This is a genomic window from Steroidobacter flavus (assembly GCF_042651805.1).
GTDB lineage: Bacteria > Pseudomonadota > Gammaproteobacteria > Steroidobacterales > Steroidobacteraceae > Steroidobacter > Steroidobacter flavus.
On sequence record NZ_JBHSDU010000003.1, the window covers coordinates 138838 to 164729 of the forward strand.

A 25892-nucleotide genomic window follows, 5' to 3' on the forward strand; every position below is an offset into this window, starting at 1 on the left:
AGATAGTCGACGACGCGAGACCGCGCCGTCAACACGCGAGAGGGTGTCAGCGCACCCGTTGACGGTTCGTCGAGGTGAACGTCTGGTGCACTTCGCCGTGGGCCACCTTCTCCAGAAACTTCCCGGCGGTGTATTCGGTCAGGATGGTGCGCCAGAAGCCGACGGCGGCTTTGTTGTGGAGAAACTCGGTGATCTCCCAGCTGCCGGCGAAGCGGTTGAAGATCAGCTGGGCGGCGTCGCGGCCGATGCCGAGGCGGCGGGACTTCAGGGCGATGAAGAACTCGGCCATGCGGAAGTCGACCTGGTCGCGGCGATTCCGCGGCGGGCGGCTGACGAGCGCGAAGCCGGCGGGCTGCTCGTCCTTCAGGATGATCAGGGGATAGGAGCTGTCATCGGCGAACCACCGGGCCATCAGTTCCGTCTGCACCTCACGGGTGGCCGGGAACACGCCGGTGTTCATGCTCATTTGCGACAAGTCTTCCAGGTACTCCGGGTATTGAGCCTGGATCCATTGACGGTCGCGGGGAGAATTCAAGGCATCGCGAATACTGACGGGCACGGCTTGCTGGCGGTTCCCTTGCCACCTCCGAGTTCTATTCCGTGAGTACGGTACTGAAAAAACGGAGCCGCCGATATCGGTGATCCCCGCGTGCCCGAGATCCGGGCGATCCTTAAAACAACACCGGGCGGAGAGCCCGCCCGGTGTTGGTGGGAACGGCGGTTACCCGCCGCTCCGCAAGCTCGATGACCGAGCTTGGGCTCGATTACTGAGCCTGAGCAGGCGGCGTGGTCTCGCCAGCCGGCGGCGCGGTGGCAGCGTCAGCAGGAGCTTCGGCCGGAGCAGCGCCTTCAGCCGGAGGAGTCGCCTCGGCAGCAGGAGCTTCAGCAGCAGGAGCGGCAGGAGCTTCAGCGGCAGGAGCAGCGGCGTCGGCCGGAGCCTCTTCCTTCTTGGCGCAAGCAGCGAGCGACAGCGACAACGCCAGAGCGGCGAGGATCATCTTTGTGTTCATGTGAACGATCACCCCAATGTGATGTAGGTTGATTGAACAGCAACGGATCAAGTGGCTCGCGCCACCATTCCCATGCGGCGGCGGGAGTCTAAGATGTTTCAGTGGTCATTGAAACAGTCATGCAACATCGGCGCGCTCACGTCGCCGCATAAAGACAAATCACAAACATCATGAAAACCAGAGCCGCGCGCAGCGTCGCGTCGATGTCATTGATCTGTATCGTGCTTGCTGCGTGCAGTTCGACAGAACATCGGCTCGTTGACGAAATAGTGACATCGTGGCGCGAGCAGCGCTCGCTGCCAAATATTGACGAAACATTGACAATCGATTCCGCGTATCGCGTGCAGACGCGCAGCGTGCGCGAACGATTGCATGGCGCGAGTCCGGCAGGCTTTAAAGCAGGCCTCACGTCCGCGCCCGCGCAAGCACGCTTCAAAACGAACGATGCAGTGGCAGGCGTACTGTTCAAGGAAGGAGCGCTGCAGTCTGCAGGCACTGTGAGCTTGCATGATATGCGCGGTCTATTCATCGAAGTCGAAGTGGCCATGCGCATCGGCACACCGATCGACAAGCCACTCGCGGATGTCGCAGCACTGCGCACGCACATCGATGGCATCGGCCCGGCGATCGAGCTCCCCAATCTCGACTACACACAACCGCAGTCGCTCGACGCCATCGATGTTGTCGCCACCAATGTCGCGGCGGCGAAGTACATCGTCGGTGAGTTCGCCCCGCCTCAACAGCGCGATCCGAATGCGACCGACGTTCGCCTCGTGTGCAACGACAAAGAGATGTTGACCGGCAAAGGCACCGACGCGCTCGGCGATCAGTGGCGCGCGGCGCTGTTCCTGGTGAACAAGATGGTCGAGCAAGGATGGACGTTGCAGCGTGGGCAGATCTTACTCACCGGCTCGCTGGGTCGGATGCTTCCCGGCACGACGGGGCACTGCGTCGCCAGCTACCATGCAGGCCAGACACAGTGGGCTCAGCTCGAGATCAACGTGACGGACTGACCATGAACACCGCTTCGCTGAAACCTTCGTACACCGCACATCTGCAGATCCAGCGCCGTCACACCGACGAGGCCCTCGCCGCCACCGGCTTCGACGCGCTGGCCATCTACGCGGGCGGTCATCACATGCAGTTTCTGGATGACCTGACCTACCCGTTCAAGCCCAATCCCCACTTTCGGCTGTGGACCCCGCTGGCGGAGCCTGTCGACTGCTGGATCGTGTATCGGCCAGGGCAACGGTTGCAGCTCGTGTTCCTGCAGCCGGTGGATTATTGGCACAAGCCGCCCGCGATGCCGAACGACTTCTGGACCGATCAGTTCGACTTCAAAGTCATTCGTGAAGCAGCGGAAGCCAAGGCGCATATCGTCGATGTGGGGCGCTGCGCATTCATCGGTGAATGGCGCGAAGAGTTTACCGATTGGGGTTTCACCGGACGTAACCCCGAGGCGCTGATGCATCGCTTGCACTACGTGCGCGCGTTCAAGACAGAGTACGAGCTTGAATGCATGCGTCGCGCATCGCGCATGGCTGCACGCGGTCACAAGGCGGCGGAAGCTGCGTTTCGTGCCGGAGGCTCTGAGTACAACATCAACATGTCGTATATCCGCGCGACGGCGCAAACGGAGAATGAACTGCCCTACCCCAATATCGTCGGGCTCAATGCGAACTCAGCGGTGCTGCATTATCAGATTCAGGAGCGCACGGCGCCGGCGCAGTCACGTTCATTTTTGATCGATGCGGGCGCGCAGTTTCATGGCTATGCGTCCGATGTCACGCGCACCTACTCGCGTGAGGACGATGACTTCGCGGCGTTGATCAAGGCGATGGACCGTGAGCAGCAAGGTCTGTGTTCAGAAGTGCGGGCCGGCGTTGAGTACGCCGACATTCATCTCAGCGCGCACCGGCGGATTGCGAAGATCCTGCGTGAGTTCGATGTAATCACAGCTGCGCCGGAAGAAGCGCTGGCGAGTGGATTGAGCAGCGTGTTTTTCCCGCACGGCGTTGGCCACTTGCTGGGGCTGCAAGTGCACGATGTCGCGGGCTTCACGGTGACGCCGGATGGTCAGCAAAAGGCGCGGCCGCAAGGTCATCCCTACCTGCGACTGACACGCACGCTGGAGCCGGGCTTCGTCGTTACGATCGAGCCGGGGTTGTACTTCATCGATCAGTTGCTGGAGAAGGCGCGCACGTCGCCGCTGGGCAAGCAGATCAACTGGCAAACGGTAGAGAAGTTCAAACCGTTCGGCGGCATTCGTATCGAAGACAACGTCGCCGCGACGACGAGCGAGCCGGAGAACTTGACGCGTCCCGCGTTCGCCGCAGCCTGAGAAAGCGCGCCACGCGAGAGCGTCGGCGCGCTCCGTCCTAACGCTGCTGCTGTTTCAGCAGATCGCGAATCTCTTCGAGCAACACTTCCTGGCGAGGCGGCGGCGGTGGCACGGCGGGGGCGGCAGGCTTGGCTTCTTCGGCACGACGCAGGCGGTTGATCAACTTCACCAGCAAGAAGATCGCGAACGCCACGATCATGAAATCGAACGTCGCTTGCAGGAACACACCGTAGCGAATAGTCACTGGCTCCACGCCTTCCCGAATCGTCGGCAAGGTCACCGCGAGCTTGGTGAAATCCACGCCGCCGATGAGGTAGCCGAGCGGCGGGGTCACCACGTCGCTGACCAGCGAGCTGACGATCTTGCCGAACGCGGCGCCGATGATGATACCGACGGCCATGTCGACCACGTTGCCCTTGACGGCGAATTCCCGGAATTCCTTGACGAAGCTCATAGCCACCTCGATTGGAGTTGTTAGCGCAACGAACGATACGCCAATCGACGTGACAATTAGAAGCTGCCACGGGCGCCAACGGGACGTATCAAGCCGGCGCGTGGGCCCGACCGGCGGTAGGGACAGATTTGAAATCTGTCCCTGTCACGCAGGATGGCGACGCGGGCTCAGGTCAGCCGATTGATGCCGTTATACGCCGCCACCCGGTATGCCTCGGCCATGGTCGGATAGTTGAACGTGGTCTGGGTGAAGTAACGAATGTCGTTGTTCGGCCCGGCCATCACCGTCTGGCCGATGTGCACGATCTCGGAGGCGTTGTCGCCGAAGCAGTGCACGCCCAGCACCTGCATGGTCTCGGCGTGGAAAATGATCTTCAGCATGCCGACGCGTTCATCCGTCATCTGCGCGCGGGCCAGGTTCTTGAACGAGCAGTGCCCGACCTCATACGGCACCTTCGCTTCCTGCAGCTCACGCTCGCCGCGACCGATGGAGGAGATCTCCGGGATCGTGTAGATGCCGCTCGGAATGGTCGCTGTGCTATGGGGCGGGATCGAGGGATCGAGCATGTGCTGAACCGCATGCGAGCCCTGCACGTACGCGGCGCTGGCCAGCGCGGGCGGTCCGACAATATCACCGACCGCGTAGATGTGAGGCACCGCCGTCTGATAGTGCTGATTCACTTCGATCTGACCGCGGCTGTTGGCTTTCAGGCCGACGTGATCGAGCTTGAGCTTGTCGGAGTTGCCGGTGCGGCCGTTCGCCCATAGCAGCAGGTCCGATTTGATCTTGCGGCCCGATTCCAGATGCAGGACCACGTCGCGCTCGCGGGCTTCGAGTGCCTTGAATTGCTCGTTATGACGAATCACACAGCCCTGTTCGCGCAGGTGATATGACAAAGCCTCGGCGATCTCATCGTCGAGGAACGACAAGAGCCGGTCGTGAGTATTGACCAACGTCACCTTCGCGCCTAAGTTGATGAAGATCGAGGCGTACTCACAACCAATAACTCCCGCACCATAGATGGTCACGGAGAACGGATGCTGGTCGTAGCGCAGGATGGAATCGCTGTCTCGAATACGCTCGTGGCTGAAGTCCACTTCGGGTGGATGGTACGGCCGCGAGCCCGCGGCTATCACAATGTTCTTGCCGCTGATGCGCGTCGGCTTGCCGGTCGAGGGCTGGATCTCCAGCGTGTTGGCATCCACGAAGCTGGCCTCGCCGAAAAACACCGGAATCCGATTTCGTTCATAAAAGCGCCGGCGGCTCGCCACCTGCGCCTCGATGACTTTGCCTGCCGAGGCCAGCAGCTGCGGGTAGGTCAGCTTCGAGGCGTCGTGAAACTCGCGGAGCAAAGGATTGCGCCGGAGGTCATGGAGGATCTTCACCGCGTGACGCAGAGCCTTACTGGGGATGGTGCCCCAATGCGTACAACCGCCGCCCACCTCGAAGTAGCGCTCGACGATGGCCACGCTGCGATGACTCTTGGCCGCGGTGAGTGCCGCGCCCTCGCCCGCCGGGCCGCTGCCAATGACCACGAGATCGAATTGTTCGGTCGCCATGCTCGATACCAGACTCTGAATCGAAGAGTTGAGCCCCGCATCATCCCCGACTCGTTGTCGGGGAACAACAGCTCAGTACTGCAGAACGCAACAACATCGACCGGGGTTCGCCGGGGCCCCGGGGCTAGCCCGGACTGCACGGCGCAATCCCCGAATATCCTGGCCTGCAACGGCCATGTTTGAATCATTTTGGTGCTTTTGCGAACGTTGCTTTTACGCAAAGTCTCTTTCGCTGGCGCGCCGAACTCAGTTAGTCTTCGCGTGCTGAGTAACAGCAGCGGGCTGGTTAGCCCCGCCATGACAAAGTTCTGAATCTGGTTGGATCTAAACAAGGGGGATCCATGAAAGATCGAAGTGAGCAGCTGCGCCGAGCAGTGGTGGGTGCACTGGCTCTGGTGACTTTGCCTGCGCTTGGCCAGCAGGCATCGGAACCTCAAGAATCGCGCACCATCGACACGATCATCGTCACTGCGCAGAAACGAGAACAAAGCCTGCAGGACGTGCCGATCGTAGTGACCGCGGTGTCCGAACAGTTGTTGAAGGACACGGGCGTCAAAGACATCAAAGATCTCACCATCCTCACGCCGGGCCTGCTGGTGACCTCGACCTCGAACGAGTCGGTCACCACCGCTCGTATCCGAGGCATCGGTACGGTGGGCGACAACGCCGGCCTGGAATCGTCGGTCGGTGTGGTCATCGACGGCGTGTACCGGCCGCGTAACGGCGTGGGCTTCGGCGACCTGGGCGAACTGGAACGCATCGAAGTGCTGAAAGGTCCGCAAGGCACGCTGTTCGGCAAGAACACCTCGGCCGGCGTGATCAACGTCGTCACCAAGCGGCCGTCGTTCGACTTCGGCGCCGACGTTGAGCTCACCGCCGGCGATTACGGCGCGATGGAAGGCGCGGCCTCGGTGACGGGTCCGTTCTCTGAGAAGGTGGCCGGTCGTTTGTATGTGGCTTCGCGCGAGCGCGACGGTTTCCTCGATGTGGTTCGCGGCCCTGGCCCGCGCACTGAAGACGAAGACGTCGATCGCAAGTTCACGACCGCGCGCGGTCAGTTGTTGTTCAAGCCCAGCGACGCGCTGGATATTCGCTTGACGGCCGACTACACCGATCGCGACGAGAACTGCTGCGCGGCTCCGCAGGCCGTGCTGTCGCCCAACCCCGGCGTGATCCAGGTGTTGACCGCCATCGGCGGCCCGAACTCGTTCCGCAATCCCGCCGATCCGTTCGATCGTGTCGCCTACTCCAACCGCTCCACCAAACAGGAAGTGACGGACAAGGGCGCGTCGATGGAAATCAATTGGGACCTCGCCGGCCTCGGCGGCGCGACGGTCACGTCGATCACCGCGTACCGCAATTGGGAGACCATCAACGGTCAGGACGCCGACTTCACCACGGCCGATATTTTGTATCGCAATCCCGACGGCAACTTCGGCAACGAGTTCAAGCAGCTGACGCAGGAATTCCGTCTCGCCGGCGAAAGCGAAAAACTCAGCTGGCTGGTCGGGCTGTTCTACGCCGACGAAGATCTGGACTCGCGCGATCAGCTGATTCAAGGCACGCAGTTCCAGAACTACTTCATCGGCTTGACCGGTGGCGCGGCGAGCCCGCTGGTCACGCTCGGCGTGCTGACGCCGGGCTCTTATCCTGCCAATTCCGCGACCAAAGACGTGTATGAGCAAAGCTCCAAGAACTGGGCGCTGTTCACTAATAACAGCATCCGCTTTACGGAGGCGTTGGAGCTGACGCTCGGCCTGCGTTATACGGATGAGTCGAAGGATCTCGACTCGCACTATCAGAATCTGCACGACGGCCTGGGCTGCACGCAGCTGCGCGCCAACGATACGCTCCGCAACCTGGCGATCGCCGGCAACGCCGGCATCCAGACGCTGTATGGCATCGGCTGTAGCGTCACGTACGCGGATCCGATCTACGGCAACGTCCAGACCAAACAGTCGCTCGACGAGGAAGAATGGAGCGGCACCGCCAAGATCGCCTATCGCTTCACCGACGAGGTGATGTCGTACCTGTCGTATGCGAAGGGCTACAAAGGCGGCGGCTTCAACCTGTATCGAGAACGTAACGGCATCTTCTTCCTGCCGGTCGGCACGCCGGGTCTCGGCCCGACGGTCGACACCGACACGCACTTCGAGAAAGAGACAGTGGACTCGTACGAGCTGGGCGTGAAGACGCAGTGGGCCGGCAACAGCCTGCTGGTGAACGGCGCGGTGTTCTACCAGGACTACACGGACTTCCAGCTCAACACCTTCACCGGCCTGCAGTTCATCGTGACTTCGCTGCCGCAAGTGGTGTCGCAGGGCGTGGACGTGGACTTCGTGTGGTTCACGCCGCTCGAGCAGCTGAGCTTCCAGGGTGGCGTGACCTATGCGGAAACGACCATCGAGGACTTCGGCGGCCCGGCCAACCTCGCGTTCTTCCGCACCGAGCGCAAGGACGACACGCTGTCGTTCGCACCGAAGTGGTCGTCGAGCTTGTCGGCGACGTTCGATCAGCCGATCGGCAACAGCCTGCTCCTCCGCGCCAACATCGGTGCCCGATACACGTCGGAGTACAACACCGGCTCGAACCTGGATCCGCGCAAGATTCAGGATGCGATGACGCTGGTGAACGCACGCGTTGGTTTTGGCGCTGCGGACGAGAAGTGGATGGTCGAGCTGTGGGCGCTGAACGTGACCGACGAGGACTACTACCAGGTGCTGTTCGACGCCACGCTGCAAGGCTCGTCGACCACTCCAGGCGCCTCGCAGAGCACGCTCAACGGCTTCCTGGGCGCTCCGCGGACTTACGGTGTGACGGCTCGGTTCAAGTTCTGATCGACAACGACGAAGACTCTCGCGGGAGTCCGGGGCGGCTTGGCTTAACCAAGCCGCCCTTTTCTTTTACGAGGGATCGGGCATCCTGCCACGACCCTCGTGCGAGTCGGCAAAAGGCGTGACTTTTGCCTCTCGCCGCCGCCCATGGCGGCGGGGTACATCCATGTACCCTTGGGCTCACCTATTTGAGCTTCGATTCAATATGAAATACCCGCTTCTGATTGCTCTCGCGCTGTTCGTTCTCGTGCAACCGGCTCGCGCCGAATGGATGGAGCGCGTCGAGGACGGGATCATGGGGACGCGCATCACGGTGGAGCTGTGGGCCACCGATAAGGCGCAGGGCAACGCCGCCATCGAGGCCGTGCTCGCGGAGATGCGCCGGGTCGATGAGGCGATGAGCACTTATAAGCCCACCAGCGAGCTGTCCATCGTCAATGCCCGCGCGGCGCAGGAGCCGATCAAGATTTCGCCCGAGCTGTTCGATCTGCTGTCGACGGCGCTCGACTATTCGCGCATCACCGACGGCGCGTTCGATATCACTTATGCGAGCGTCGGCTACATGTATGACTTCCGGAAACATGTGCATCCGGATGAGAAACAAATCGCCGCCGCGCTGCCGGGCATCAACTATCGGCACGTCGAGCTGGACAAGAAAAACAGCACCGTGCATTTCGCCCGTGCCGGCATGCGCATCGACCTGGGCGGGATCGGTAAAGGTCACGCCGTCGATCGCGGCATCGCTATTCTCCAGGCGCGCGGCATCGACCATGCGCTGGTTACTGCCGGTGGCGACAGTCGGATCATCGGAGATCGATTCGGTCAGCCGTGGGTGGTCGGCATTCGGCATCCCGACCGGAAAGACGAAGTGATCGCGCGCATTCCGCTGGAAGATGCGGCGCTCTCAACATCAGGCGATTACGAGCGCTATTTCGAAGAGAACGGCGTCCGGTATCACCACATCATCGACCCGAAAACGGGTCACTCGGCCAGCAAGGTTCGCAGCGCCACGATCATCGGGCCGACGGCGACTCGCACGGACGGACTGTCAAAGACTGCCTTTGTGCTGGGGCCGGAGAAGGCGATCGAAATATACAACCGGCTGGAAGATATCGACGCGGTGTTGGTGACGCCGGAAGGCAAAGTGCTCTATACGAAAGGACTGACTCCTCCCGATACAGCAGATAAATAACAAACGTTCTCGCCTCGTCCGGAGGCCCTCAATCGCCGTACGGCTCGGAACAGAGCGAGTGACCGCAGTCATGTTTGAGCCGTACGGCGATTGAGGGCGTCTTACTCCGGAATACAATCGACGCGAGCGAAGAGACAGCGCAAATAAAAAGGGCCCTCTCAACGAGAGGGCCCTTTGGTATGAACAGCGACGGCGAAGTTACTTCTTCGCAGCAGCCTTTTTCTTGGTCGCACCGCCGGCCTTCTTCTTCGGGGCGGCAGTCTTCTTGGCGCTCTTCTTCGCAGCAGCGGCTTCGACCTTCTTGGCCTTGGCGGCGGCCTTGGTCTCAGCCTTGGCCTTCTTCTCGGCCTTCTCGGCGTCGGACTTCACGGCCTTCTTGGTCACGCGCTTGGAAGCGGCTTTCTTCTTCGAAGCAGCCTTCTTCGGCGCAGCCTCTTCGCCCTCGGTGGACGGCGCGGCTTCGGCGTCGGCCAGTGCCGGCTGATCCAGCAACTGCATGAGCGCCATTTCGGCGGCATCGCCCGGACGCGGGTTCATGCGCAGGATGCGGGTGTAACCGCCCGGACGCGCCTGGAAGCGGGGGCCGAGGGTTTCGAACAGCTTCACGACCACTTCGGCGTCGCGCAGCAGGGAGAACGCACGGCGGCGGTTGGCATCGCTGTCGTCCTTGCCGAGCGTGATCAACGGCTCGACCACTCGACGCAATTCCTTCGCCTTCGGCACCGTGGTGCGGATGGTCTCGTGACGGAGCAGCGAGGCTGCCATGTTACGCAGCATCGCCTGGCGATGCGGGGCATTGCGGCTGAGCTGCCGGCCGGAAAGTTGGTGACGCATTGTTCTAGGTCCTTACACAGAACCGGGGCTCACATCGTGAGCCCCGGGTTTAGTCTTCAGATGACGTCTCGATCGTCATCGCGTTTCAGGCTGACCGGCGGCCAGTTGTCCAGGCGCATGCCGAGCGACAGGCCATGGCTCTCCAGGACTTCCTTGATCTCGGTGAGCGACTTCTTGCCGAGGTTCGGAGTACGGAGCAGCTCCACTTCGGTCCGCTGCACGAGGTCGCCGATGTAATGGATGTTCTCGGCCTTCAAGCAGTTCGCGCTGCGAACCGTGAGCTCGAGCTCGTCCACCGGGCGCAACAGGATCGGATCGAACTGCTGCTCGGCAGCCTTCGACGCGCCCTCGTCCTGGCCCTGCAGATCCACGAACACCGACAGCTGATCCTTCAGGATCGAGCCGGCGCGACGGATGGCTTCTTCCGCGTCGATCGTGCCATTGGTTTCGATGTCCAGGATCAGCTTGTCCAGGTTCGTGCGCTGCTCGACGCGGGCGCTCTCGACCGTGTAGGTCACGCGACGGATCGGGCTGAACGACGCATCGAGCTGCAGACGGCCGATCGGGCCGCTGGACTCTTCGAACGTGGCGCGCTGGATGGCCGGACGATAGCCGCGGCCGCGCTCCACCTTGAGCGTCATATTCAGTTCACCGGCCTTGGTCAGATTGGCGATCACGAGGTCGGTGTTCAGCACTTCCACGTCGTGGTCGAGCTGGATGTCGCCCGCGGTCACCGGGCCCGGGCCCTTCTTGTGGAGGCGCAGCTCGGTCTCTTCACGCGCATTCAAGCGGATCGCGACCTGCTTCAGATTCAACAAAATGTCGACGACGTCTTCCTGCACGCCTTCGATGCTGGTGTACTCATGGAGCACGCCGTCGATCTCCGCTTCGGTGATCGCGCAGCCGGGCATGGAGGACAGCAGCACGCGGCGCAGGGCGTTGCCCAGCGTGTGACCGAAACCGCGCTCAAAGGGCTCGATCACGACTTTCGCCTGCTTGGCGGTCGTGGGAGTCACCTTGACGACACGAGGCTTCAGGAATTCGCCAACGGATGCCTGCATGGACCATTCACCTATCAGGTAAGTGTTGGAAACAGATTAGAGATCTGTCCCCAGAGATATGGGCTGGAGGCGGATTTAACATCCGCCCCCAACGCAAACTTATTTCGAATACAACTCGACCACGAGGTTCTCGTTGATCTCGGGCAGAATCTCTTCGCGGTCGGGCAGCTGCTTGAACGTGCCGGTAAATTTCTTCTCATCGACCTCAACCCATGCCGGGAAGCCGACCTGGGACTTGATCTGCAAGGCGGTCTGAATGCGCAGCTGCTTCTGCGCCTTCTCGCGGACCGCGACCACATCGCCGGCGCTGCACTGGTACGAAGGGATGTTCACCACTTCGCCATTCACCGAGATCGACTTGTGGCTGACCAGCTGACGGGCTTCGCTGCGCGTGGCGGCGAATCCCATGCGGTAGACCACGTTGTCGAGACGGCCTTCCAGGAGCTGCAACAGGGTCGAGCCCGTGGCGCCCGGACGACCGGTAGCCTTGATGTAGTAATTACGGAACTGTCTTTCAAGGACGCCGTACATACGGCGCAGCTTCTGCTTCTCGCGCAGCTGCAGACCGTAGTCGGACAAACGACCGCGGCGCTCACCCTTGATGCCGCCCGGCGGCACTTCCAGCTTGCACTTCGATTCCAGCGACTTGACGCCGCTCTTCAAGAACAAGTCGGTGCCTTCGCGGCGGGACAGCTTGCACTTCGGACCAAGATAACGAGCCATGCGACTTCCTTAGCGACGCGTTAGACGCGGCGCTTTTTGGGCGGACGGCAGCCGTTGTGCGGGATCGGCGTGACGTCAGAAATGTTTGTAATCTTCAGACCGCAGGCGTTCAGCGCGCGGACAGCGGATTCGCGACCCGGGCCGGGGCCCTTGACGCGCACTTCCACCATCTTCACGCCGTGTTCCTGAGCGGCGGTGCCGGCCTTTTCGGCGGCGACCTGCGCGGCGAACGGCGTGCTCTTACGCGAGCCGCGGAAACCGCAACCACCGCTGGTCGCCCACGACAGGGTGTTGCCCTGACGATCGGTGATCGTGACGATGGTGTTGTTGAACGACGCGTGCACATGGGCAATCGCATCGGTCACATGCTTTTTGACCTTCTTGCGAGCGCCACCCTTGGCGCCGCCCTGCTGGCCCTGTTGCTTCTGTTCAGCCATAACTATCTCTTAGGCCTTACCGGCCGGGGTGTTCATCTTCACCGCCGCCTTACGCGGGCCCTTACGGGTGCGGGCGTTGGTGCGGGTACGCTGGCCACGCAGCGGCAGACCACGGCGATGACGGATGCCGCGGTAGCAACCGAGGTCCATCAGACGCTTGATGTTCATGGACACTTCGCGGCGCAGGTCGCCTTCGACGGTCAGCTTGCCGATCGCCGAGCGCAACGCAGCCACTTCCGCGTCGGTGAGGTTCTTCACCAGCGTGTTGAGCTTGACGCCCGCGGTTTCACAGGCCTTCTGAGCCTGAGTGCGGCCGACACCGTAGATATGTGTGAGGCCAACCCACACATGCTTGTTCATCGGAATGTTGACGCCGGCAATGCGAGCCATCTGCGGACTACTCCCCGCGACGAAAAGCGCGGAACTTTAAACTAAAAAACCTAGTAACTCAATGCTTTAAAGACTGGCACCCGCGAGGGATCAGCCCTGGCGCTGTTTATGACGCGCGTCGGAGCAGATTACGTACACCACGCGGCGGCGGCGCACGACCTTGCAGTTCTTGCAGATCTTCTTGACTGATGCACGGACCTTCATGACTCACTCCCGCGGATCGCTCACGCGCCCGCCATCAAATGCTGACTAATTCTGCTGGCCCGGGCGGCCGTAACCGCGCAGGTTGGCCTTCTTCATCAGGCCTTCGTACTGGTGCGACATGAGGTGTGCCGCGACCTGCGCCTGGAAGTCCATGATCACCACCACCATGATCAGCAGCGAGGTACCACCGAAGTAGAACGGCACGCTGAAGCGCGAGATCAGGAACTCAGGCAGCAAGCAGACGATGGTCACGTACAGCGCACCCCACACCGTCAACCGCGTCAGCACCTTGTCGATGTACTCGCCGGTCTGCTGACCCGGGCGGATGCCCGGAATGAAGGCGCCCGACTTCTTCAGGTTCTCCGCCGTCTCGCGCGAGTTGAACACCAGCGCGGTGTAGAAGAAGCTGAAGAAAATGATCAGGCCGCCGTACAGAATCATGTGCGCCGGCTGACCCGGCGTCAGTGCCGCAGACACGTTCTGCAGCCACGCGAAATTGCCCGAGGTACCGCCCCAGCTGGCGATCGTCGCCGGGAACAGCAACAAGCTCGACGCGAAGATCGGCGGGATCACGCCCGACATGTTCAGCTTGAACGGCAGGTGCGTGCTCTGACCGGCGTACAGACGACGGCCCTGCTGACGCTTCGCATAGTTCACCTGGATGCGACGCTGGCCGCGCTCCACGAACACCACGAACGCGGTCACCGCGATCACCATGATGAACAGCACCAGCGCCAGCGCCGGATTGATTTCACCGGTGCGCACCAGCTCCAACGTACCGCCGATAGCCGCAGGCAAGCCCGCCACGATACCGGCCAGAATGATCATCGAAATGCCGTTGCCCAGACCGCGCTCGGTGATCTGCTCGCCGAGCCACATCAGGAACATCGTGCCGGCGATCAACGTCATGGTCGCGACGAACACGAACTGCGGGCCCGGCTGCAACACCACGCCCTGGTTCTGGAACGCGATGGATGCCGAAGCGCCCTGCACCGCCGCCAGGATCACCGTGCCGTAACGCGTGTACTGCGTCAGCTTACGACGGCCCGACTCGCCTTCCTTTTTGATCGCGGCCAGCGACGGCACAACCACTGCCATCATCTGAATGATGATGGACGCGGAAATGTACGGCATCACGCCCAGCGCGAAGATCGACAACCGCTGCAGAGCGCCGCCCGAGAACATGTTGAAGATGTCCAGGATGGTGCCCTTCTGCTCCTGGAAGAAGCGCGCGAGCGCCACCGGGTCGATGCCCGGTGCCGGAATGAAGGTGCCGATGCGATACACGATCAACGCGCCCAGCAAGAAGAACAACCGCTGTCGCAGCTCTGCGAAGCGGGTCATCTCGCCGAAGGCGGACAGAGACGCAGCGGTGGCGGGTTTCGTGGCCACGGAGTCCTTGTCGTTCAGTGAATCGTTACGGGTCGAGGCGTCAGAGGCTGCTTACTTGGCAGCCTCGACCGCTTCGATCTTGCCGCCAGCCGCCTCGATGGCAGCCTTGGCACCCTTGGTCAGGTACACGCCCTTGATGGTCACCGCGCGGCTGATGCCGCCCGAGGACACGATGCGCGCACGCTCGGCGAACACCGGCACCAGGTTGGTGGCCTTCAGGACTTCCAGGTCAATGACGTCGCCTTTGACCTTTGCAAGCTCCGACAGGCGCACTTCGGCGACGGTCGGCGCAATCTTGGAGCGGAAGCCGAACTTCGGCAGCCGGCGCTGGATGGGCATCTGGCCGCCTTCGAAGCCGACCTTGTGATAGCCACCCTTACGCGCACGCTGACCCTTCACGCCACGGCCGCAGGTCTTGCCCTGGCCGGCGGAAGCGCCGCGACCGACGCGCAGACGCGTCTTCTTGCTGCCCGGAGCGGGCTGGATTTCATTGAGGCGCATGCTAGTGCTCATTGCATTCAGCCCTTCAACTCTTCGACTTTCAGCAAGTGGCGCGAGGCGCTCAGCATGCCGCGAATTTCCGGCGTGTCCGCCACGGTCACGGTGTCACGAATCCGACGCAGACCCAGGCCGCGCACAGTGGCGCGATGAGCCTTGAGCTGGCCGAAGACGCTCTTCACGAGCGTGACCTTGTAGCCCTTGTTGCTTGCCATGACGACTTTCCTAATGTGATGCGCGTAGGTGATCCGTTGGCTTACTGGCCGAGGATCTCTTCCACACGCTTGCCACGCTTCGCCGCGATGTCATCGGGCGACTGCGCGCTGTTCAACGCATTCATCGTGGCGCGCACGATGTTGATCGGATTACGCGAGCCGTAGCTCTTGGCGAGCACGTTGCGCACACCGGCGCACTCGAACACGGCGCGCATACCGCCGCCCGCGATCAAGCCCGTACCGTCGGCGGCCGGCTGCATGTGCACGCGAGTCGCGCCGTGACGGCCCGAGACCGCGTAGTGCAACGTCGCGTTCTTCAGCGACACGTTCGACAGGTTCTTGCGAGCTGCCTGCATCGCCTTCTGGATCGCGACCGGCACTTCACGCGCCTTGCCGTAACCGAAGCCGACCTTGCCGCGACCGTCGCCGACCACCGTCAGCGCGGTGAAGCCGAACTGCCGACCGCCCTTGACGACTTTGGCGACTCGATTCACCGCAACGAGCTTCTCGATGTACTCGTCGCCCGCCTGGTTCTTTTCAACTCTGGCCATGTGGTGTCTCTCTTAGAATTCCAGACCGTGCTCACGCGCGGCATCGGCCAGCGCCTTGATACGACCGTGGAACTTGAAGCCGGAACGATCGAAGGCCACTTTCGTGATGCCCTTCGCCTTGGCGCGCTCGGCAATTGCCTTGCCGACGGCGGCAGCGGCGGTCGCATTGCCGGTGCCTGTCAAACCTTCGCGCACGTCCTTCTGCAGGGTCGACGCCTGCGCCAGCACCTTCGACTCGGTGTCGAAGATCTGTGCGTAGATGTGCTGTGACGTGCGATGCACCGACAGCCGCAGAACTTTCAGTTCGCGGATCTTGGCGCGCGAGCGGATCGCACGGCGCAGTCGTTGAGCATTTTTGTTCATAACTAATTTCCCGAAATGACCGGTACTCTCTGGCACGACGCCTGAGCCGATATCACTTCTTCTTGGCTTCCTTCAGTTCGATCTTCTCGCCGGCATAGCGCACGCCCTTGCCCTTGTACGGCTCAGGCGGACGGAACGCGCGGATGTCGGCGCAGACCTGGCCGAGCTTCTGCACGTCCGAGCCCTTGACCAGAATTTCGGTCTGGCTCGGCGTTTCGATGGTGATGCCCTCGGGCGCCGTGTAGACGACCGGGTGCGAGAAACCCAGCGTGAGGTTCAGGTTCTTGCCCTGCGCAGCGGCGCGGTAACCGACGCCGACGAGCTCGAGCTTGCGCTCATAGCCCTTGCTCACGCCGAGCACGATGTTCGCCAGGTGCGCACGGGTCGAGCCCGCGACCATGTCGGCTTCGCGACCGTCGTTGGCCTTCTCGACCTTGAGCGCCGAGGCGTCCTGCACCACTTTCACCAGCTTGCTGTTGAGCGCCAGGCTCAACGTGCCCTTGGCGCCTTTGACGCTGATGGCATCGGCGCTGATGGTGGCGGTCACGCCCTGGGGCAGTGGGACCGGCTGTTTAGCTACTCGAGACATTGCTGTGCGTCCCTATTAGGAAACGACGCAGATGACTTCGCCGCCGTGCCCTGCGGCACGTGCCTGACGATCCGTCATCACGCCCTGCGACGTGGAAACGATGGCGATACCCAGCCCGCCCAGCACGGAAGGCAGCTCGTCCTTCCCTTTGTAGACGCGCAGGCCGGGACGGCTGATGCGTTCGAGGCGGTCGATGACCGGGCGGCCCTGGTAGTACTTCAGCTGTACCGCCAGCGTCGGCTTGCCCTCGACGTCAGTCGCGGTGAAATCTTCGATATAGCCTTCGTCCTTCAGCACCTTGGCAATCGCCACCTTCACCTTGGAGGTGGGGGCGTTGATTGCGGTTTTGCCAGAAGACTGCCCGTTACGAATACGGGTCAGGAAGTCGGCGATCGGATCCGTCATGCTCATTTATGCGTGCTCCAGAGGTACCAGCTGTTACCAGCTGGCCTTGCCGAGGCCCGGAATTTCGCCGCGCATGGTCGCTTCGCGCAGCTTGGTGCGGCCCAATCCGAACTTGCGGTAGAAACCGCGCGGACGGCCGGTGATTGCGCAGCGGTTGCGCATGCGGCTCTTGCTCGAGTCGCGCGGCAGAGCCTGCAACTGAGCGACAGCAGCTTCGCGTTCCGCCGGCGTGGAAGTCGGCTTACGAATGATCTCTTTCAGCTTCGCGCGTTTGGCGGCGTAGCGCTTCACCAGCTTCGCACGCTTGTCTTCGCGATTGACCATCGATGTCTTGGCCATAACCTAGCTCCCGCCGTTACTTGCGGAACGGAAAATTGAACGCTTCCAGCAACGCGCGGCCGGACTTGTCGTCCTTGGCGGTCGTGGTGATCGTGATGTCCATACCGCGGATCGCATCGATCTGGTCGTATGCGATTTCCGGGAAGATGATCTGTTCCTTGACGCCGAAGTTGTAGTTGCCCTGGCCGTCGAAGGAGCGTGCGCTGACACCGCGGAAGTCGCGGATACGAGGCATCGCGATGCTCACCAGACGATCGAGGAACTCATACATACGGGCCCCGCGCAGCGTCACCTTGGCGCCGATCGCCAGACCGTCGCGGACCTTGAAGGTCGCAACCGACTTGCGGGCGCGCGTGACCAGCGGCTTCTGACCGGTGATCTTGGTGAGATCGCCGACCGCGTTGTCCATGATCTTCTTGTCCGCGACCGCCTCGCCGACGCCCATGTTGACCGTGATCTTGGTGATCTTCGGCACTTCCATGACGTTGGTCAGGCCCAGCGTCTCTTTGAGCTGGGACACGATCGTGTCGCGGTAATACTGTTCGAGTCTTGCCTTAGCCATCTTCGTTTACCTGTGGACCCGCTCCGACGCCTCAGGCGTCGACGGTTTCCTTGTTGGACTTGAAGAAGCGCACTTTCTTGCCGTCGGCGAGCGTGCGGATGCCCACGCGATCGCCCTTCTTCGTCACGGGATTCCACAACGCGACGTTGGACAGATCGATCGAGGTTTCTTTCTCGACGACGCCACCCTGCACGTTACGCTGCGGGTTCGGCTTGGTGTGCCGCTTGACCATGTTGATGCCCTCGACGACCACGCGGCCTTCGAGAACTTTGGTCACCGTGCCACGGCGGCCTTTGTCTCGGCCGGTGGTCACGACGACTTCGTCACCCTTACGAATCTTGTTCATGACCCAACTCTCAAAGAACTTCGGGAGCCAGCGAAATGATCTTCATGAACTGCGCGGTACGCAGCTCACGAGTCACGGGTCCGAAGATACGGGTGCCCACCGGCTCCAGCTTGTTGGTCAGCAACACCGCGGCGTTGCCGTCGAAGCGGATCAGCGAGCCGTCGGCACGACGCACACCGAACTTGGTGCGCACGACCACGGCGTCATAGACCTCGCCCTTCTTCACTTTGCCGCGCGGGATGGCATCGCGGATGCTGACCTTGATGACATCGCCGACCGTCGCGTAGCGACGCTTCGAGCCACCGAGCACCTTGATGCACATCAGGCTGCGGGCGCCGCTGTTATCGGCGGCATTCAACAACGTGCGCATCTGGATCATGGCGCGGCCTCCACGGCTTCAACCTGCACGGCGCGCTGGACGATCTTCACCAGACGCCAGGACTTGTGACGCGACAGCGGGCGGCACTCTTCGATGGCCACGGTGTCGCCTTCACGGCTTTCGTTGTTCTCGTCATGAGCGAGGAACTGGGTCGAGCGGCGCTGATACTTGCCGTACTGAGGGTGCGGCACATAGCGCTCGACAGAGACCGTGATGGTCTTCTGCATCTTGGTGCTGACGACCTTACCGGTCAGCTGACGCGCAGCCTTGGTCTTCTCGGTGCTCATTACTTACTACCTTTCGCGGCGGCCGCGCGGCGCTGTTCGCCAGCCACGGTCTTCAAGCGCGCGATGTTGCGACGGACCTTGCTGAACTGGTCCGGCTTCGCGGCCTGGCCGGTGGCCCGGGCCATGCGGAGATTGAACTGTTCGCGACGCAGCTCCAGCAGCTCTTTCTGCAGGTCGGCGGGCGACTTGGCGCGCAATTCTTTGGCGGTGCTCATGGTCTATCTCTTAACGGACCTGGCGGGTCACGAACTGCGTGTCCACCGACAGCTTCGACGCAGCCAGACGGAACGCTTCGCGCGCGATGGTCTCGGTCACGCCTTCCATCTCGAACAGCACTTTGCCCGGCTTGATCTTGGCGACGTAGTACTCGACGTTGCCCTTACCGGAGCCCATTCGAACTTCGAGCGGCTTCTTGGTGATCGGCAGGTCCGGGAACACGCGGATCCACACCTGACCGCCACGCTTCACGTAACGGGTCATGGCGCGACGCGCGGCTTCCAGCTCACGCGCAGTCATGCGCGCACGGCTGGTGGCCTTCAGGCCGTAGTCGCCGAAGGCGACGTAGTTACCGCTCTGCGCGAGGCCGGCGTTGCGGCCCTTGAACGCCTTGCGGTACTTGGTGCGTTTGGGTTGCATCATGATGGATTACCTCAGGCAGTCGCTTCAGCGGCCGCCTGCTGGCCTTCAGCCGCTTCAGCCGGCTGTTCCTGCGTGTTGAACACTTCGCCCTTGAAGATCCACACCTTGACGCCGATGACGCCGTAGTTGGTGCGGGCTTCAGCCAGGCCGTAGTCGATGTCCGCGCGCAGCGTGTGCAGCGGGATGCGGCCTTCGCGGTACTGCTCGGTACGTGCGATTTCGGCGCCGTTCAAGCGGCCGGCGACACGCACCTTGATGCCCAGAGCGCCGATGCGCATCGTGTTGGTCACGGCACGCTTCATGGCGCGACGGAACATCACGCGACGCTCCAGCTGCTGAGCAATGCCTTCGGCAACCAGCATCGCGTCCAGCTCGGGCTTACGGATCTCGGCGATGTTGATGCGCACGTCGGACGTCGGCATCTTCATCAGCTTCGAGACCTGACCGCGCAGCTTCTCGATGTCCTCGCCCTTCTTACCGATCACGATGCCAGGACGCGCAGTGTGAATAGTGATGTTCACTTTGCGCGCAGCACGCTCGATCTGAATGCGGCTCACCGATGCTTCGGCCAGCTTCTTCTTCAGCAGCTCGCGCACCTGGAAGTCGGTGTACACGTGCGACGGGAAGTTCTTGCTCGAGGCATACCACTTCGAGGTCCACTCACGGGTGATGCCGAGGCGGATGCCGACCGGATTGACTTTTTGACCCATGGTTCTTACTCGCTCTTACCGTCGCCGACCGTCACGATGATGTGACTGTTGCGCTTCCAGATTCGATTGCCGCGGCCCTTGGCACGCGCGTGGAAACGCTTCAGCACGGGGGCGGTGTCGACGGTGACGGTCTGCACCTTCAGCTCGTCCACATCCGCGCTCAGGTTGTTCTCGGCGTTGGCCACAGCCGACTCGAGCACCTTCAACACCAGACGCGCGCCCTTCTTCGGCGTGTACTTCAGCGTGTTCAACGCGAGGCCGACAGGCTTATCGCGGATCAAATCCGCGATCAGGCGGCACTTCTGCGGAGAGATGCGCGCGTACTTCAGTTTGGCAGCGACTTGCATTTCGATTACTCCGCCGAGCTCTTCTTGTCGCCCGAGTGACCTTTGAAGGTACGCGTCGGAGCGAACTCACCCAGCTTGTGACCGACCATGTTCTCGGACACGAGCACGGGAATGTGCTGGCGACCGTTATGGACGGCGAGCGTCAGGCCGACGAAATCCGGCAGGATCATCGAACGGCGCGACCACGTCTTGATCGGACGACGATCGTTCTTCTCGGCGGCGACGCGCACCTTCTTGGCGAGGTGCAGATCGACGAACGGACCTTTCTTTACGGAACGAGGCACGTTGCTATCCTCTTAAGCTCAGTTACGGCGGCGGATGATCATGCCCGCCGTGCGCTTGTTACGACGCGTCTTCTTGCCCTTGGTGTTCCAACCCCATGGGCTCACCGGATGCGGATTACCCTGGCCGGACTTACCTTCACCACCACCGTGCGGGTGATCGACCGGGTTCATGACCACACCACGCACCGTCGGGCGGACGCCGCGCCAACGGATCGCGCCGGCCTTGCCGTAGCTGCGCAGGTTGTGTTCGCCGTTAGAAACTTCACCGATGGTCGCGCGGCAGTCGACGTGCACCTTGCGCATCTCGGTGGAGCGCAGACGGATCGTCGCGTACATGCCTTCGCGAGCAGCCAGCTGGGCCGAGCCGCCGGCGCTGCGTGCGAGCTGCGCGCCCTTGCCGGGCTTCAGCTCGATGCAGTGAATCGTGGTACCGATCGGGATGTGGCGCAGCTGCATGGCGTTGCCAGACTTGATCGGAGCTTCGGCGCCCGACATCACGGCGTCGCCGGGATTCACATCCTTCGGCGCGATGATGTAACGACGCTCGCCATCCTTGTACAGCACGAGCGCCAGATGCGCGGTGCGGTTCGGATCGTATTCGATGCGCTCAACTTTGCCGGCGATGCCGTCTTTGTCGCGCAAGAAGTCGATGACGCGGTACTTCTGCTTGTGCCCGCCGCCCTGATGGCGCACGGTCTGACGGCCGAAGTGGTTACGCGCGCCGGTCGAGTTCTTGTGCACGACCAGGGTCTGCTCGGGACCACCCTTGTGGAGGTGATCGCGCGAGATCTTCACCTGGAAGCGGCGGCCCGGCGAGGTCGGTTTGGACTTGATCAATGCCATGACTGATTTCCTGATGCTGCCGGTGGGCCGTTAGGCCTCGGTACCGGTCAGGTCGATGCTCTGACCCGGGGCCAGGCGCACATAAGCCTTCTTGTAGTCCTGCCGGCGACCGAGCCGCTGGCCGAAGCGCTTCTGCTTGCCGCCGACGTTCACGACGTTCACGTCCGCCACTTTGACTTCGAACATCAGTTCGACCGCGGCCTTGATGTCGCTGCTGGTCGCATCGCGACGCACGCGGAACACGAATTGGTTCGCCGTCTCGGCGATACGCGCGCTCTTCTCGGACACATGGGGTCCGAGCAGCACGTTCATCAGTTTTTCCTGACTCATGCGAGCCTCTCTTCGAGCAGGCGAACGGCACCGACCGTCGCGAGCACTTGGTCATGACGAGCGAGGCTCAGCGGATCGAGCGCGCTCACCGGCAACACGTCGACATACGGCAGGTTGCGCGAGGCGAGTTCCAACTTCTCGTCGAAGGCCTCGACCAGCACCAGCACGTTGTCGCCCTGGTTCAGTTCCTTGAGCTTCTGCAGCAGCAGCTTGGTCTTCGGCGCTTCGAGCTCGATGCCGTTGACGACCTGCAAGCGATCGGTACGAGCCAGCTGCGACAACATGGCCTGCAGACCGGCGCGATACATCTTGCGGTTCACTTTCTGCGCGAAGTCACGCGGCTTGGCAGCGAATGCACGACCACCGCCGACCCAGATCGGGCTGCGGATGGAGCCGGCACGCGCCTGACCGGTGCCCTTCTGGCGCCACGGCTTGATGCCGCCGCCGCGCACTTCGGCCTTGGTCTTCTGCGCTTTGGTGCCCGCACGACCGGCCGCCATGTAAGCGACGATGATCTGGTGCACCAGGGATTCGTTGTACTCGCGGGCGAACGTCGCGTCGGAGACCTGGACGTCCTGAGCCTGCGCGCCTTTGCTGATGAGTTTGAGGTTCATGGGCGACTACTCTTACTTCTTCGCCGGGGCAATGCGCTTACGGCGCAGTTGCGCAGCAGCCTTCACCGACGGACGCACGATGACCTGACCACCCTCGGCACCCGGAACGGCACCGCTGATCAGGATCAGATTGCGCTCGGCATCGACGCGCACGACCTTGAGGTTCTCGATGGTGCGACGGACCTGGCCCATGTGGCCGGACATGCGCTTACCGAGGAACACGCGACCCGGGGTCTGGCGCTGACCGATAGAACCGGGCGAGCGGTGCGACACGGAGACACCGTGCGTGGCCGGCAGACCGCCGAAGTTGTGGCGCTTCATGGTGCCGGCGAAGCCTTTACCGATGGTGGTGCCAGTGACATCGACCACCTGGCCCACTTCGAACGCGTCGACCTTGAGCTCGAAGCCCGCGGCGACATCCTTCAGGTCATCGCCCTTCAAACGAAACTCGACCAGCTGCTTGCCGGGAGCGACTTTGACTTTGGCGTAATGGCCCGTGAGGGACTTGTTGGTATGCGACGCCTTGCGATCGCCAACGGCGACCTGGATGGCGCGATAGCCATCGGCTTCCAGCGTACGAACCTGCGTGACGCGGTTCGGCACGGCTTCGATGACGGTCACAGGAACGGCTTCACCCGTTTCCGTGTAGACGCGCGTCATACCCGCCTTTCGACCGACCAGACCTGGGGTCTTGGCAGCGCTCATCGTGATTCCTCGTTAATTACGGCGACATCACCCGTCCCGGCTCATGACCGGTACGGTGCGACACCGCGCTGATCCAACGCCCGCGACTACGATTGGCCGCGAACGGTAAAACATTGTCTCTGCAGTGAAATCGGCGACAGGAATTCGAGAGGAACGACCAGGAACTCTGGTCATGCATCTCGAGCGGTACCCCGTCAGGGCCAGACCTCGGCGCAAAAGAGGCGCGAATTATAGTCAGGTCGGCTGACTTTGCAAGCGCCTCAGAGAATCCCGAACCTGGTTTCCGGCTCGGGGCACGGGGCGAAGCCCCGTACATAAAGAAAACGCTGTCTCGCGAGGGTCGCCGGCAAAAGCCGGCGATCCGAGCGGGGTCTTAATTGAGCTTGATCTGAACGTCCACGCCGGCCGGCAATTCCAGCTTCATCAGCGCGTCGACGGTCTTGTCCGTCGGGTTCAGGATGTCCATCAGGCGCTTGTGGGTACGGATCTCGTACTGGTCGCGCGCGTCCTTGTCACCGTGCGGGGAGACCAGCAGGGTGAAGCGCTCCATCTTGGTCGGCAGCGGCACCGGACCCTTGACGGTGGCACCCGTGCGCTTGGCGGTCTCGACGATTTCACGCGCCGAGTTGTCGATCAGGCGATGATCGAACGCTTTCAGACGGATGCGGATGTTCTGGTTCGTTGCCATGGTTGCAAATCTCTTGAAGCGCCGGAGGGTTGGTTCCGCCGGCGCCCGTTAATTGAACTTACTTGATGATCTTGGCGACGACGCCGGCGCCGACCGTCTTGCCGCCTTCACGGATGGCGAAGCGCAGGCCTTCTTCCATCGCGATCGGCGCAATCAGCTCCACCACCATCTTGATGTTGTCGCCAGGCATGACCATCTCGACGCCTTCCGGCAGCTCGCACGCGCCCGTCACGTCCGTCGTACGGAAGTAGAACTGCGGACGATAGCCCTTGAAGAACGGCGTATGACGACCGCCTTCTTCCTTCGTCAGCACGTACACCTCAGCTTCGAACTGCGTGTGCGGCTTGATCGAACCCGGCTTGCACAGCACCTGGCCGCGCTCCACTTCTTCGCGCTTCGTGCCACGGAGCAGCACGCCGACGTTGTCGCCGGCCTGACCCTGATCCAGCAGCTTGCGGAACATTTCCACGCCCGTGCAGGTCGTCTTGGTCGTCGGACGGATGCCGACGATTTCAACTTCGTCGTTCACCTTCACGATGCCGCGCTCGATACGACCCGTCACCACCGTGCCGCGGCCGGAGATCGAGAACACGTCTTCCACCGGCATCAGGAACGCGCCGTCGATCGCACGCTCCGGCACCGGGATGTACTTGTCCATTTCCGCCACCAGCTGCACCACCGCCGGCACGCCGATCGGGCTCTGATCGCCTTCCAGCGCCTTCAGCGCCGAACCCTTCACGATCGGGGTCGTGTCGCCAGGGAAGTCGTACTTCGACAGCAGCTCGCGCACTTCCATTTCGACCAGCTCAAGGAGCTCGGCGTCATCGACCATGTCGGCCTTGTTCAGGAACACCACGATGTACGGCACGCCGACCTGACGGGCCAGCAGGATGTGCTCGCGCGTCTGCGGCATCGGGCCGTCAGCGGCGGAACACACCAGGATCGCGCCGTCCATCTGCGCCGCGCCCGTGATCATGTTCTTCACGTAGTCGGCGTGGCCCGGGCAATCGACGTGCGCGTAGTGACGCGCATCCGAGGTGTACTCCACGTGCGCCGTCGCGATCGTGATACCGCGAGCGCGCTCTTCGGGCGCCTTGTCGATCTGGTCGTACGCCTTGAACTCACCGCCGTGCTTCTCAGCCATCACCTTCGTCAGCGCGGCCGTCAACGTGGTCTTGCCATGGTCGACGTGGCCGATGGTGCCTACGTTCACGTGCGGCTTGGTACGTTCAAACTTCTCTTTGGCCACAGCGGCGTTCCTCTAGCTAGAAGTCACTTATTCGAATGGCGTTGACAACAAACGATGCATGGAGCTCACGACCGGGATTGAACCGGTGACCTCGTCCTTACCAAGGACGTGCTCTACCAACTGAGCTACGTGAGCGCCCTTCAAAACCGGACGTTCCCTCTATCTTCTTATATCCGCCGTACTCAACTCATCGCGATGTGCGCAATGGAGCGGGTGATGGGAATCGAACCCACACCATCAGCTTGGAAGGCTGAGGTTCTACCATTGAACTACACCCGCATGAGGAGTGGTGGAGGGGGTAGGATTCGAACCTACGAAGGCATAAGCCAGCAGATTTACAGTCTGCCCCCGTTGGCCGCTTGGGTACCCCTCCGCGGACATAAGAGCCGGGCATTCTCTTCGCCGAACTATTGAGTGTCAACAGCCAACGAGTGCTGTTTGACGCCTCGAAGCAAAATTCCTGCTTAAGTCATGTCCTGAAGCGCCGATACAGGGCCCGTCGGCGTCATTCAGGCGCC

36 protein-coding genes, 3 tRNA genes and 1 pseudogene are annotated in these 25892 nt (G+C 61.9%); 4 read left to right on the forward strand and 36 right to left on the reverse strand.

Going from position 1 to position 25892, the window contains the following annotated elements; translation table 11 throughout:
• Nucleotides 1–46: 46 nt before the first annotated feature.
• Together ACFPN2_RS06040 and ACFPN2_RS06045 are read right to left on the reverse strand one after the other, a co-directional pair.
• Nucleotides 47–466 carry a GNAT family N-acetyltransferase gene (locus ACFPN2_RS06040; protein ID WP_380595733.1) on the reverse strand — a complete coding sequence of 140 codons (420 nt, stop codon included), beginning with the start codon at nt 464–466 and terminating at the stop codon, nt 47–49.
• Nucleotides 467–764: 298 nt separating this feature from the next.
• Nucleotides 765–1010, reverse strand: coding sequence for a hypothetical protein (locus tag ACFPN2_RS06045; RefSeq protein ID WP_380595734.1), 246 nt, complete (start codon nt 1008–1010; stop codon nt 765–767).
• Nucleotides 1011–1180: 170 nt separating this feature from the next.
• On the opposite strand from ACFPN2_RS06045, the gene ACFPN2_RS06050 reads away from it, so the two are divergent.
• Both ACFPN2_RS06050 and pepQ read left to right on the forward strand, forming a co-directional pair.
• Nucleotides 1181–2023 carry a 2-keto-4-pentenoate hydratase gene (locus ACFPN2_RS06050; protein WP_380595735.1) on the forward strand — a complete coding sequence of 281 codons (843 nt, stop codon included), beginning with the start codon at nt 1181–1183 and terminating at the stop codon, nt 2021–2023.
• A 2-nt stretch (nt 2024–2025) separates the two neighbouring features.
• Nucleotides 2026–3351, forward strand: a complete 1326-nt coding sequence (gene pepQ, locus ACFPN2_RS06055) for a Xaa-Pro dipeptidase (protein ID WP_380595736.1) — start codon at nt 2026–2028, stop codon at nt 3349–3351.
• 37 nt (nt 3352–3388) lie between these two features.
• On the opposite strand, the gene mscL is transcribed toward pepQ, so the two are convergent.
• Both mscL and sthA read right to left on the reverse strand, forming a co-directional pair.
• Nucleotides 3389–3805 carry a large-conductance mechanosensitive channel protein MscL gene (mscL, locus tag ACFPN2_RS06060; protein ID WP_380595737.1) on the reverse strand — a complete coding sequence of 139 codons (417 nt, stop codon included), beginning with the start codon at nt 3803–3805 and terminating at the stop codon, nt 3389–3391.
• Nucleotides 3806–3972: 167 nt separating this feature from the next.
• Entirely contained in the window at nt 3973–5364 is a 1392-nt protein-coding gene (gene sthA, locus ACFPN2_RS06065) for a Si-specific NAD(P)(+) transhydrogenase (protein WP_380595738.1), read from the reverse strand.
• A 341-nt stretch (nt 5365–5705) separates the two neighbouring features.
• Here sthA and ACFPN2_RS06070 point away from each other — a divergent pair, with 341 nt between their 5' ends.
• Nucleotides 5706–8201, forward strand: coding sequence for a TonB-dependent receptor (locus ACFPN2_RS06070; RefSeq protein WP_380595739.1), 2496 nt, complete (start codon nt 5706–5708; stop codon nt 8199–8201).
• Between the two features lie 202 nt (nt 8202–8403).
• Entirely contained in the window at nt 8404–9390 is a 987-nt protein-coding gene (locus tag ACFPN2_RS06075) for an FAD:protein FMN transferase (RefSeq protein ID WP_380595740.1), read from the forward strand.
• A gap of 441 nt (nt 9391–9831) precedes the next feature.
• Here ACFPN2_RS06075 and rplQ read toward each other — a convergent pair.
• The 32 genes and pseudogenes from rplQ to ACFPN2_RS06235 all read right to left on the reverse strand — a co-directional run.
• Nucleotides 9832–10224 (reverse strand): annotated as a pseudogene (gene rplQ, locus ACFPN2_RS06080) (50S ribosomal protein L17); the annotation flags it as partial.
• Nucleotides 10225–10280: 56 nt separating this feature from the next.
• The gene (locus ACFPN2_RS06085; RefSeq protein ID WP_116808871.1) at nt 10281–11285 is read right to left on the reverse strand and encodes a DNA-directed RNA polymerase subunit alpha; all 1005 of its coding nucleotides are present in this window, start codon (nt 11283–11285) and stop codon (nt 10281–10283) included.
• Between the two features lie 99 nt (nt 11286–11384).
• On the reverse strand, nt 11385–12008 hold the full coding sequence (rpsD, locus tag ACFPN2_RS06090) for a 30S ribosomal protein S4 (RefSeq protein WP_380595741.1): 624 nt from the start codon (nt 12006–12008) through the stop codon (nt 11385–11387).
• A gap of 20 nt (nt 12009–12028) precedes the next feature.
• A complete protein-coding gene (gene rpsK, locus ACFPN2_RS06095) occupies nt 12029–12445 on the reverse strand; it encodes a 30S ribosomal protein S11 (RefSeq protein ID WP_380595742.1) in 417 nt (138 codons plus the stop codon).
• A gap of 9 nt (nt 12446–12454) precedes the next feature.
• Nucleotides 12455–12835 (reverse strand): 30S ribosomal protein S13, encoded by a 381-nt coding sequence (gene rpsM, locus ACFPN2_RS06100; protein ID WP_380595743.1) that lies wholly within the window; start codon nt 12833–12835, stop codon nt 12455–12457.
• 90 nt (nt 12836–12925) lie between these two features.
• Nucleotides 12926–13039 carry a 50S ribosomal protein L36 gene (rpmJ, locus tag ACFPN2_RS06105; protein WP_116808875.1) on the reverse strand — a complete coding sequence of 38 codons (114 nt, stop codon included), beginning with the start codon at nt 13037–13039 and terminating at the stop codon, nt 12926–12928.
• Between the two features lie 45 nt (nt 13040–13084).
• Nucleotides 13085–14383, reverse strand: a complete 1299-nt coding sequence (gene secY, locus ACFPN2_RS06110) for a preprotein translocase subunit SecY (protein ID WP_380600047.1) — start codon at nt 14381–14383, stop codon at nt 13085–13087.
• A 99-nt stretch (nt 14384–14482) separates the two neighbouring features.
• A complete protein-coding gene (gene rplO, locus ACFPN2_RS06115) occupies nt 14483–14932 on the reverse strand; it encodes a 50S ribosomal protein L15 (RefSeq protein ID WP_380600049.1) in 450 nt (149 codons plus the stop codon).
• 17 nt (nt 14933–14949) lie between these two features.
• Nucleotides 14950–15144, reverse strand: coding sequence for a 50S ribosomal protein L30 (gene rpmD, locus ACFPN2_RS06120; protein WP_380595744.1), 195 nt, complete (start codon nt 15142–15144; stop codon nt 14950–14952).
• A 41-nt stretch (nt 15145–15185) separates the two neighbouring features.
• Nucleotides 15186–15695 (reverse strand): 30S ribosomal protein S5, encoded by a 510-nt coding sequence (gene rpsE, locus ACFPN2_RS06125; RefSeq protein WP_380595745.1) that lies wholly within the window; start codon nt 15693–15695, stop codon nt 15186–15188.
• A gap of 12 nt (nt 15696–15707) precedes the next feature.
• Nucleotides 15708–16058 (reverse strand): 50S ribosomal protein L18, encoded by a 351-nt coding sequence (gene rplR, locus ACFPN2_RS06130; RefSeq protein ID WP_380595746.1) that lies wholly within the window; start codon nt 16056–16058, stop codon nt 15708–15710.
• A 52-nt stretch (nt 16059–16110) separates the two neighbouring features.
• Nucleotides 16111–16647 carry a 50S ribosomal protein L6 gene (gene rplF, locus ACFPN2_RS06135; RefSeq protein ID WP_380595747.1) on the reverse strand — a complete coding sequence of 179 codons (537 nt, stop codon included), beginning with the start codon at nt 16645–16647 and terminating at the stop codon, nt 16111–16113.
• 15 nt (nt 16648–16662) lie between these two features.
• Nucleotides 16663–17058, reverse strand: a complete 396-nt coding sequence (rpsH, locus tag ACFPN2_RS06140) for a 30S ribosomal protein S8 (protein WP_380595748.1) — start codon at nt 17056–17058, stop codon at nt 16663–16665.
• 27 nt (nt 17059–17085) lie between these two features.
• On the reverse strand, nt 17086–17391 hold the full coding sequence (rpsN, locus tag ACFPN2_RS06145; RefSeq protein WP_380595749.1) for a 30S ribosomal protein S14: 306 nt from the start codon (nt 17389–17391) through the stop codon (nt 17086–17088).
• A 16-nt stretch (nt 17392–17407) separates the two neighbouring features.
• Nucleotides 17408–17953, reverse strand: coding sequence for a 50S ribosomal protein L5 (gene rplE / locus ACFPN2_RS06150; protein ID WP_380595750.1), 546 nt, complete (start codon nt 17951–17953; stop codon nt 17408–17410).
• A 31-nt stretch (nt 17954–17984) separates the two neighbouring features.
• Nucleotides 17985–18299, reverse strand: a complete 315-nt coding sequence (gene rplX, locus ACFPN2_RS06155; RefSeq protein ID WP_380595751.1) for a 50S ribosomal protein L24 — start codon at nt 18297–18299, stop codon at nt 17985–17987.
• Nucleotides 18300–18309: 10 nt separating this feature from the next.
• Nucleotides 18310–18678, reverse strand: a complete 369-nt coding sequence (gene rplN / locus ACFPN2_RS06160) for a 50S ribosomal protein L14 (RefSeq protein ID WP_129775232.1) — start codon at nt 18676–18678, stop codon at nt 18310–18312.
• Nucleotides 18675–18965: a 30S ribosomal protein S17 gene (gene rpsQ, locus ACFPN2_RS06165; protein ID WP_380595752.1), complete on the reverse strand. Its 291-nt coding sequence runs from the start codon at nt 18963–18965 to the stop codon at nt 18675–18677. The genes rplN and rpsQ overlap by 4 nt, the downstream gene beginning before the upstream one ends.
• A complete protein-coding gene (rpmC, locus tag ACFPN2_RS06170) occupies nt 18965–19180 on the reverse strand; it encodes a 50S ribosomal protein L29 (protein WP_380595753.1) in 216 nt (71 codons plus the stop codon). The genes rpsQ and rpmC overlap by 1 nt, the downstream gene beginning before the upstream one ends.
• 10 nt (nt 19181–19190) lie before the next feature.
• Nucleotides 19191–19604 (reverse strand): 50S ribosomal protein L16, encoded by a 414-nt coding sequence (rplP, locus tag ACFPN2_RS06175; protein ID WP_380595754.1) that lies wholly within the window; start codon nt 19602–19604, stop codon nt 19191–19193.
• A gap of 11 nt (nt 19605–19615) precedes the next feature.
• Nucleotides 19616–20314, reverse strand: coding sequence for a 30S ribosomal protein S3 (gene rpsC, locus ACFPN2_RS06180; protein WP_380595755.1), 699 nt, complete (start codon nt 20312–20314; stop codon nt 19616–19618).
• Nucleotides 20315–20319: 5 nt separating this feature from the next.
• On the reverse strand, nt 20320–20661 hold the full coding sequence (rplV, locus tag ACFPN2_RS06185; protein WP_129775237.1) for a 50S ribosomal protein L22: 342 nt from the start codon (nt 20659–20661) through the stop codon (nt 20320–20322).
• 5 nt (nt 20662–20666) lie between these two features.
• Nucleotides 20667–20945: a 30S ribosomal protein S19 gene (rpsS, locus tag ACFPN2_RS06190; RefSeq protein WP_129775238.1), complete on the reverse strand. Its 279-nt coding sequence runs from the start codon at nt 20943–20945 to the stop codon at nt 20667–20669.
• 18 nt (nt 20946–20963) lie between these two features.
• Nucleotides 20964–21788, reverse strand: a complete 825-nt coding sequence (rplB, locus tag ACFPN2_RS06195; protein WP_380595756.1) for a 50S ribosomal protein L2 — start codon at nt 21786–21788, stop codon at nt 20964–20966.
• Between the two features lie 30 nt (nt 21789–21818).
• Nucleotides 21819–22118 (reverse strand): 50S ribosomal protein L23, encoded by a 300-nt coding sequence (rplW, locus tag ACFPN2_RS06200; RefSeq protein WP_129775240.1) that lies wholly within the window; start codon nt 22116–22118, stop codon nt 21819–21821.
• A complete protein-coding gene (gene rplD, locus ACFPN2_RS06205) occupies nt 22115–22732 on the reverse strand; it encodes a 50S ribosomal protein L4 (protein ID WP_380595757.1) in 618 nt (205 codons plus the stop codon). The genes rplW and rplD overlap by 4 nt, the downstream gene beginning before the upstream one ends.
• A gap of 12 nt (nt 22733–22744) precedes the next feature.
• Entirely contained in the window at nt 22745–23437 is a 693-nt protein-coding gene (rplC, locus tag ACFPN2_RS06210) for a 50S ribosomal protein L3 (RefSeq protein WP_380595758.1), read from the reverse strand.
• A 373-nt stretch (nt 23438–23810) separates the two neighbouring features.
• Nucleotides 23811–24125, reverse strand: a complete 315-nt coding sequence (gene rpsJ, locus ACFPN2_RS06215; protein ID WP_129644601.1) for a 30S ribosomal protein S10 — start codon at nt 24123–24125, stop codon at nt 23811–23813.
• A 58-nt stretch (nt 24126–24183) separates the two neighbouring features.
• Nucleotides 24184–25374 carry an elongation factor Tu gene (gene tuf / locus ACFPN2_RS06220; RefSeq protein ID WP_129775243.1) on the reverse strand — a complete coding sequence of 397 codons (1191 nt, stop codon included), beginning with the start codon at nt 25372–25374 and terminating at the stop codon, nt 24184–24186.
• A gap of 59 nt (nt 25375–25433) precedes the next feature.
• Nucleotides 25434–25509, reverse strand: a tRNA-Thr gene (locus ACFPN2_RS06225).
• A gap of 70 nt (nt 25510–25579) precedes the next feature.
• Nucleotides 25580–25653 (reverse strand) — tRNA-Gly (locus tag ACFPN2_RS06230).
• A gap of 8 nt (nt 25654–25661) precedes the next feature.
• Nucleotides 25662–25747, reverse strand: a tRNA-Tyr gene (locus tag ACFPN2_RS06235).
• Between the last annotated feature and the right edge of the window lie 145 nt (nt 25748–25892).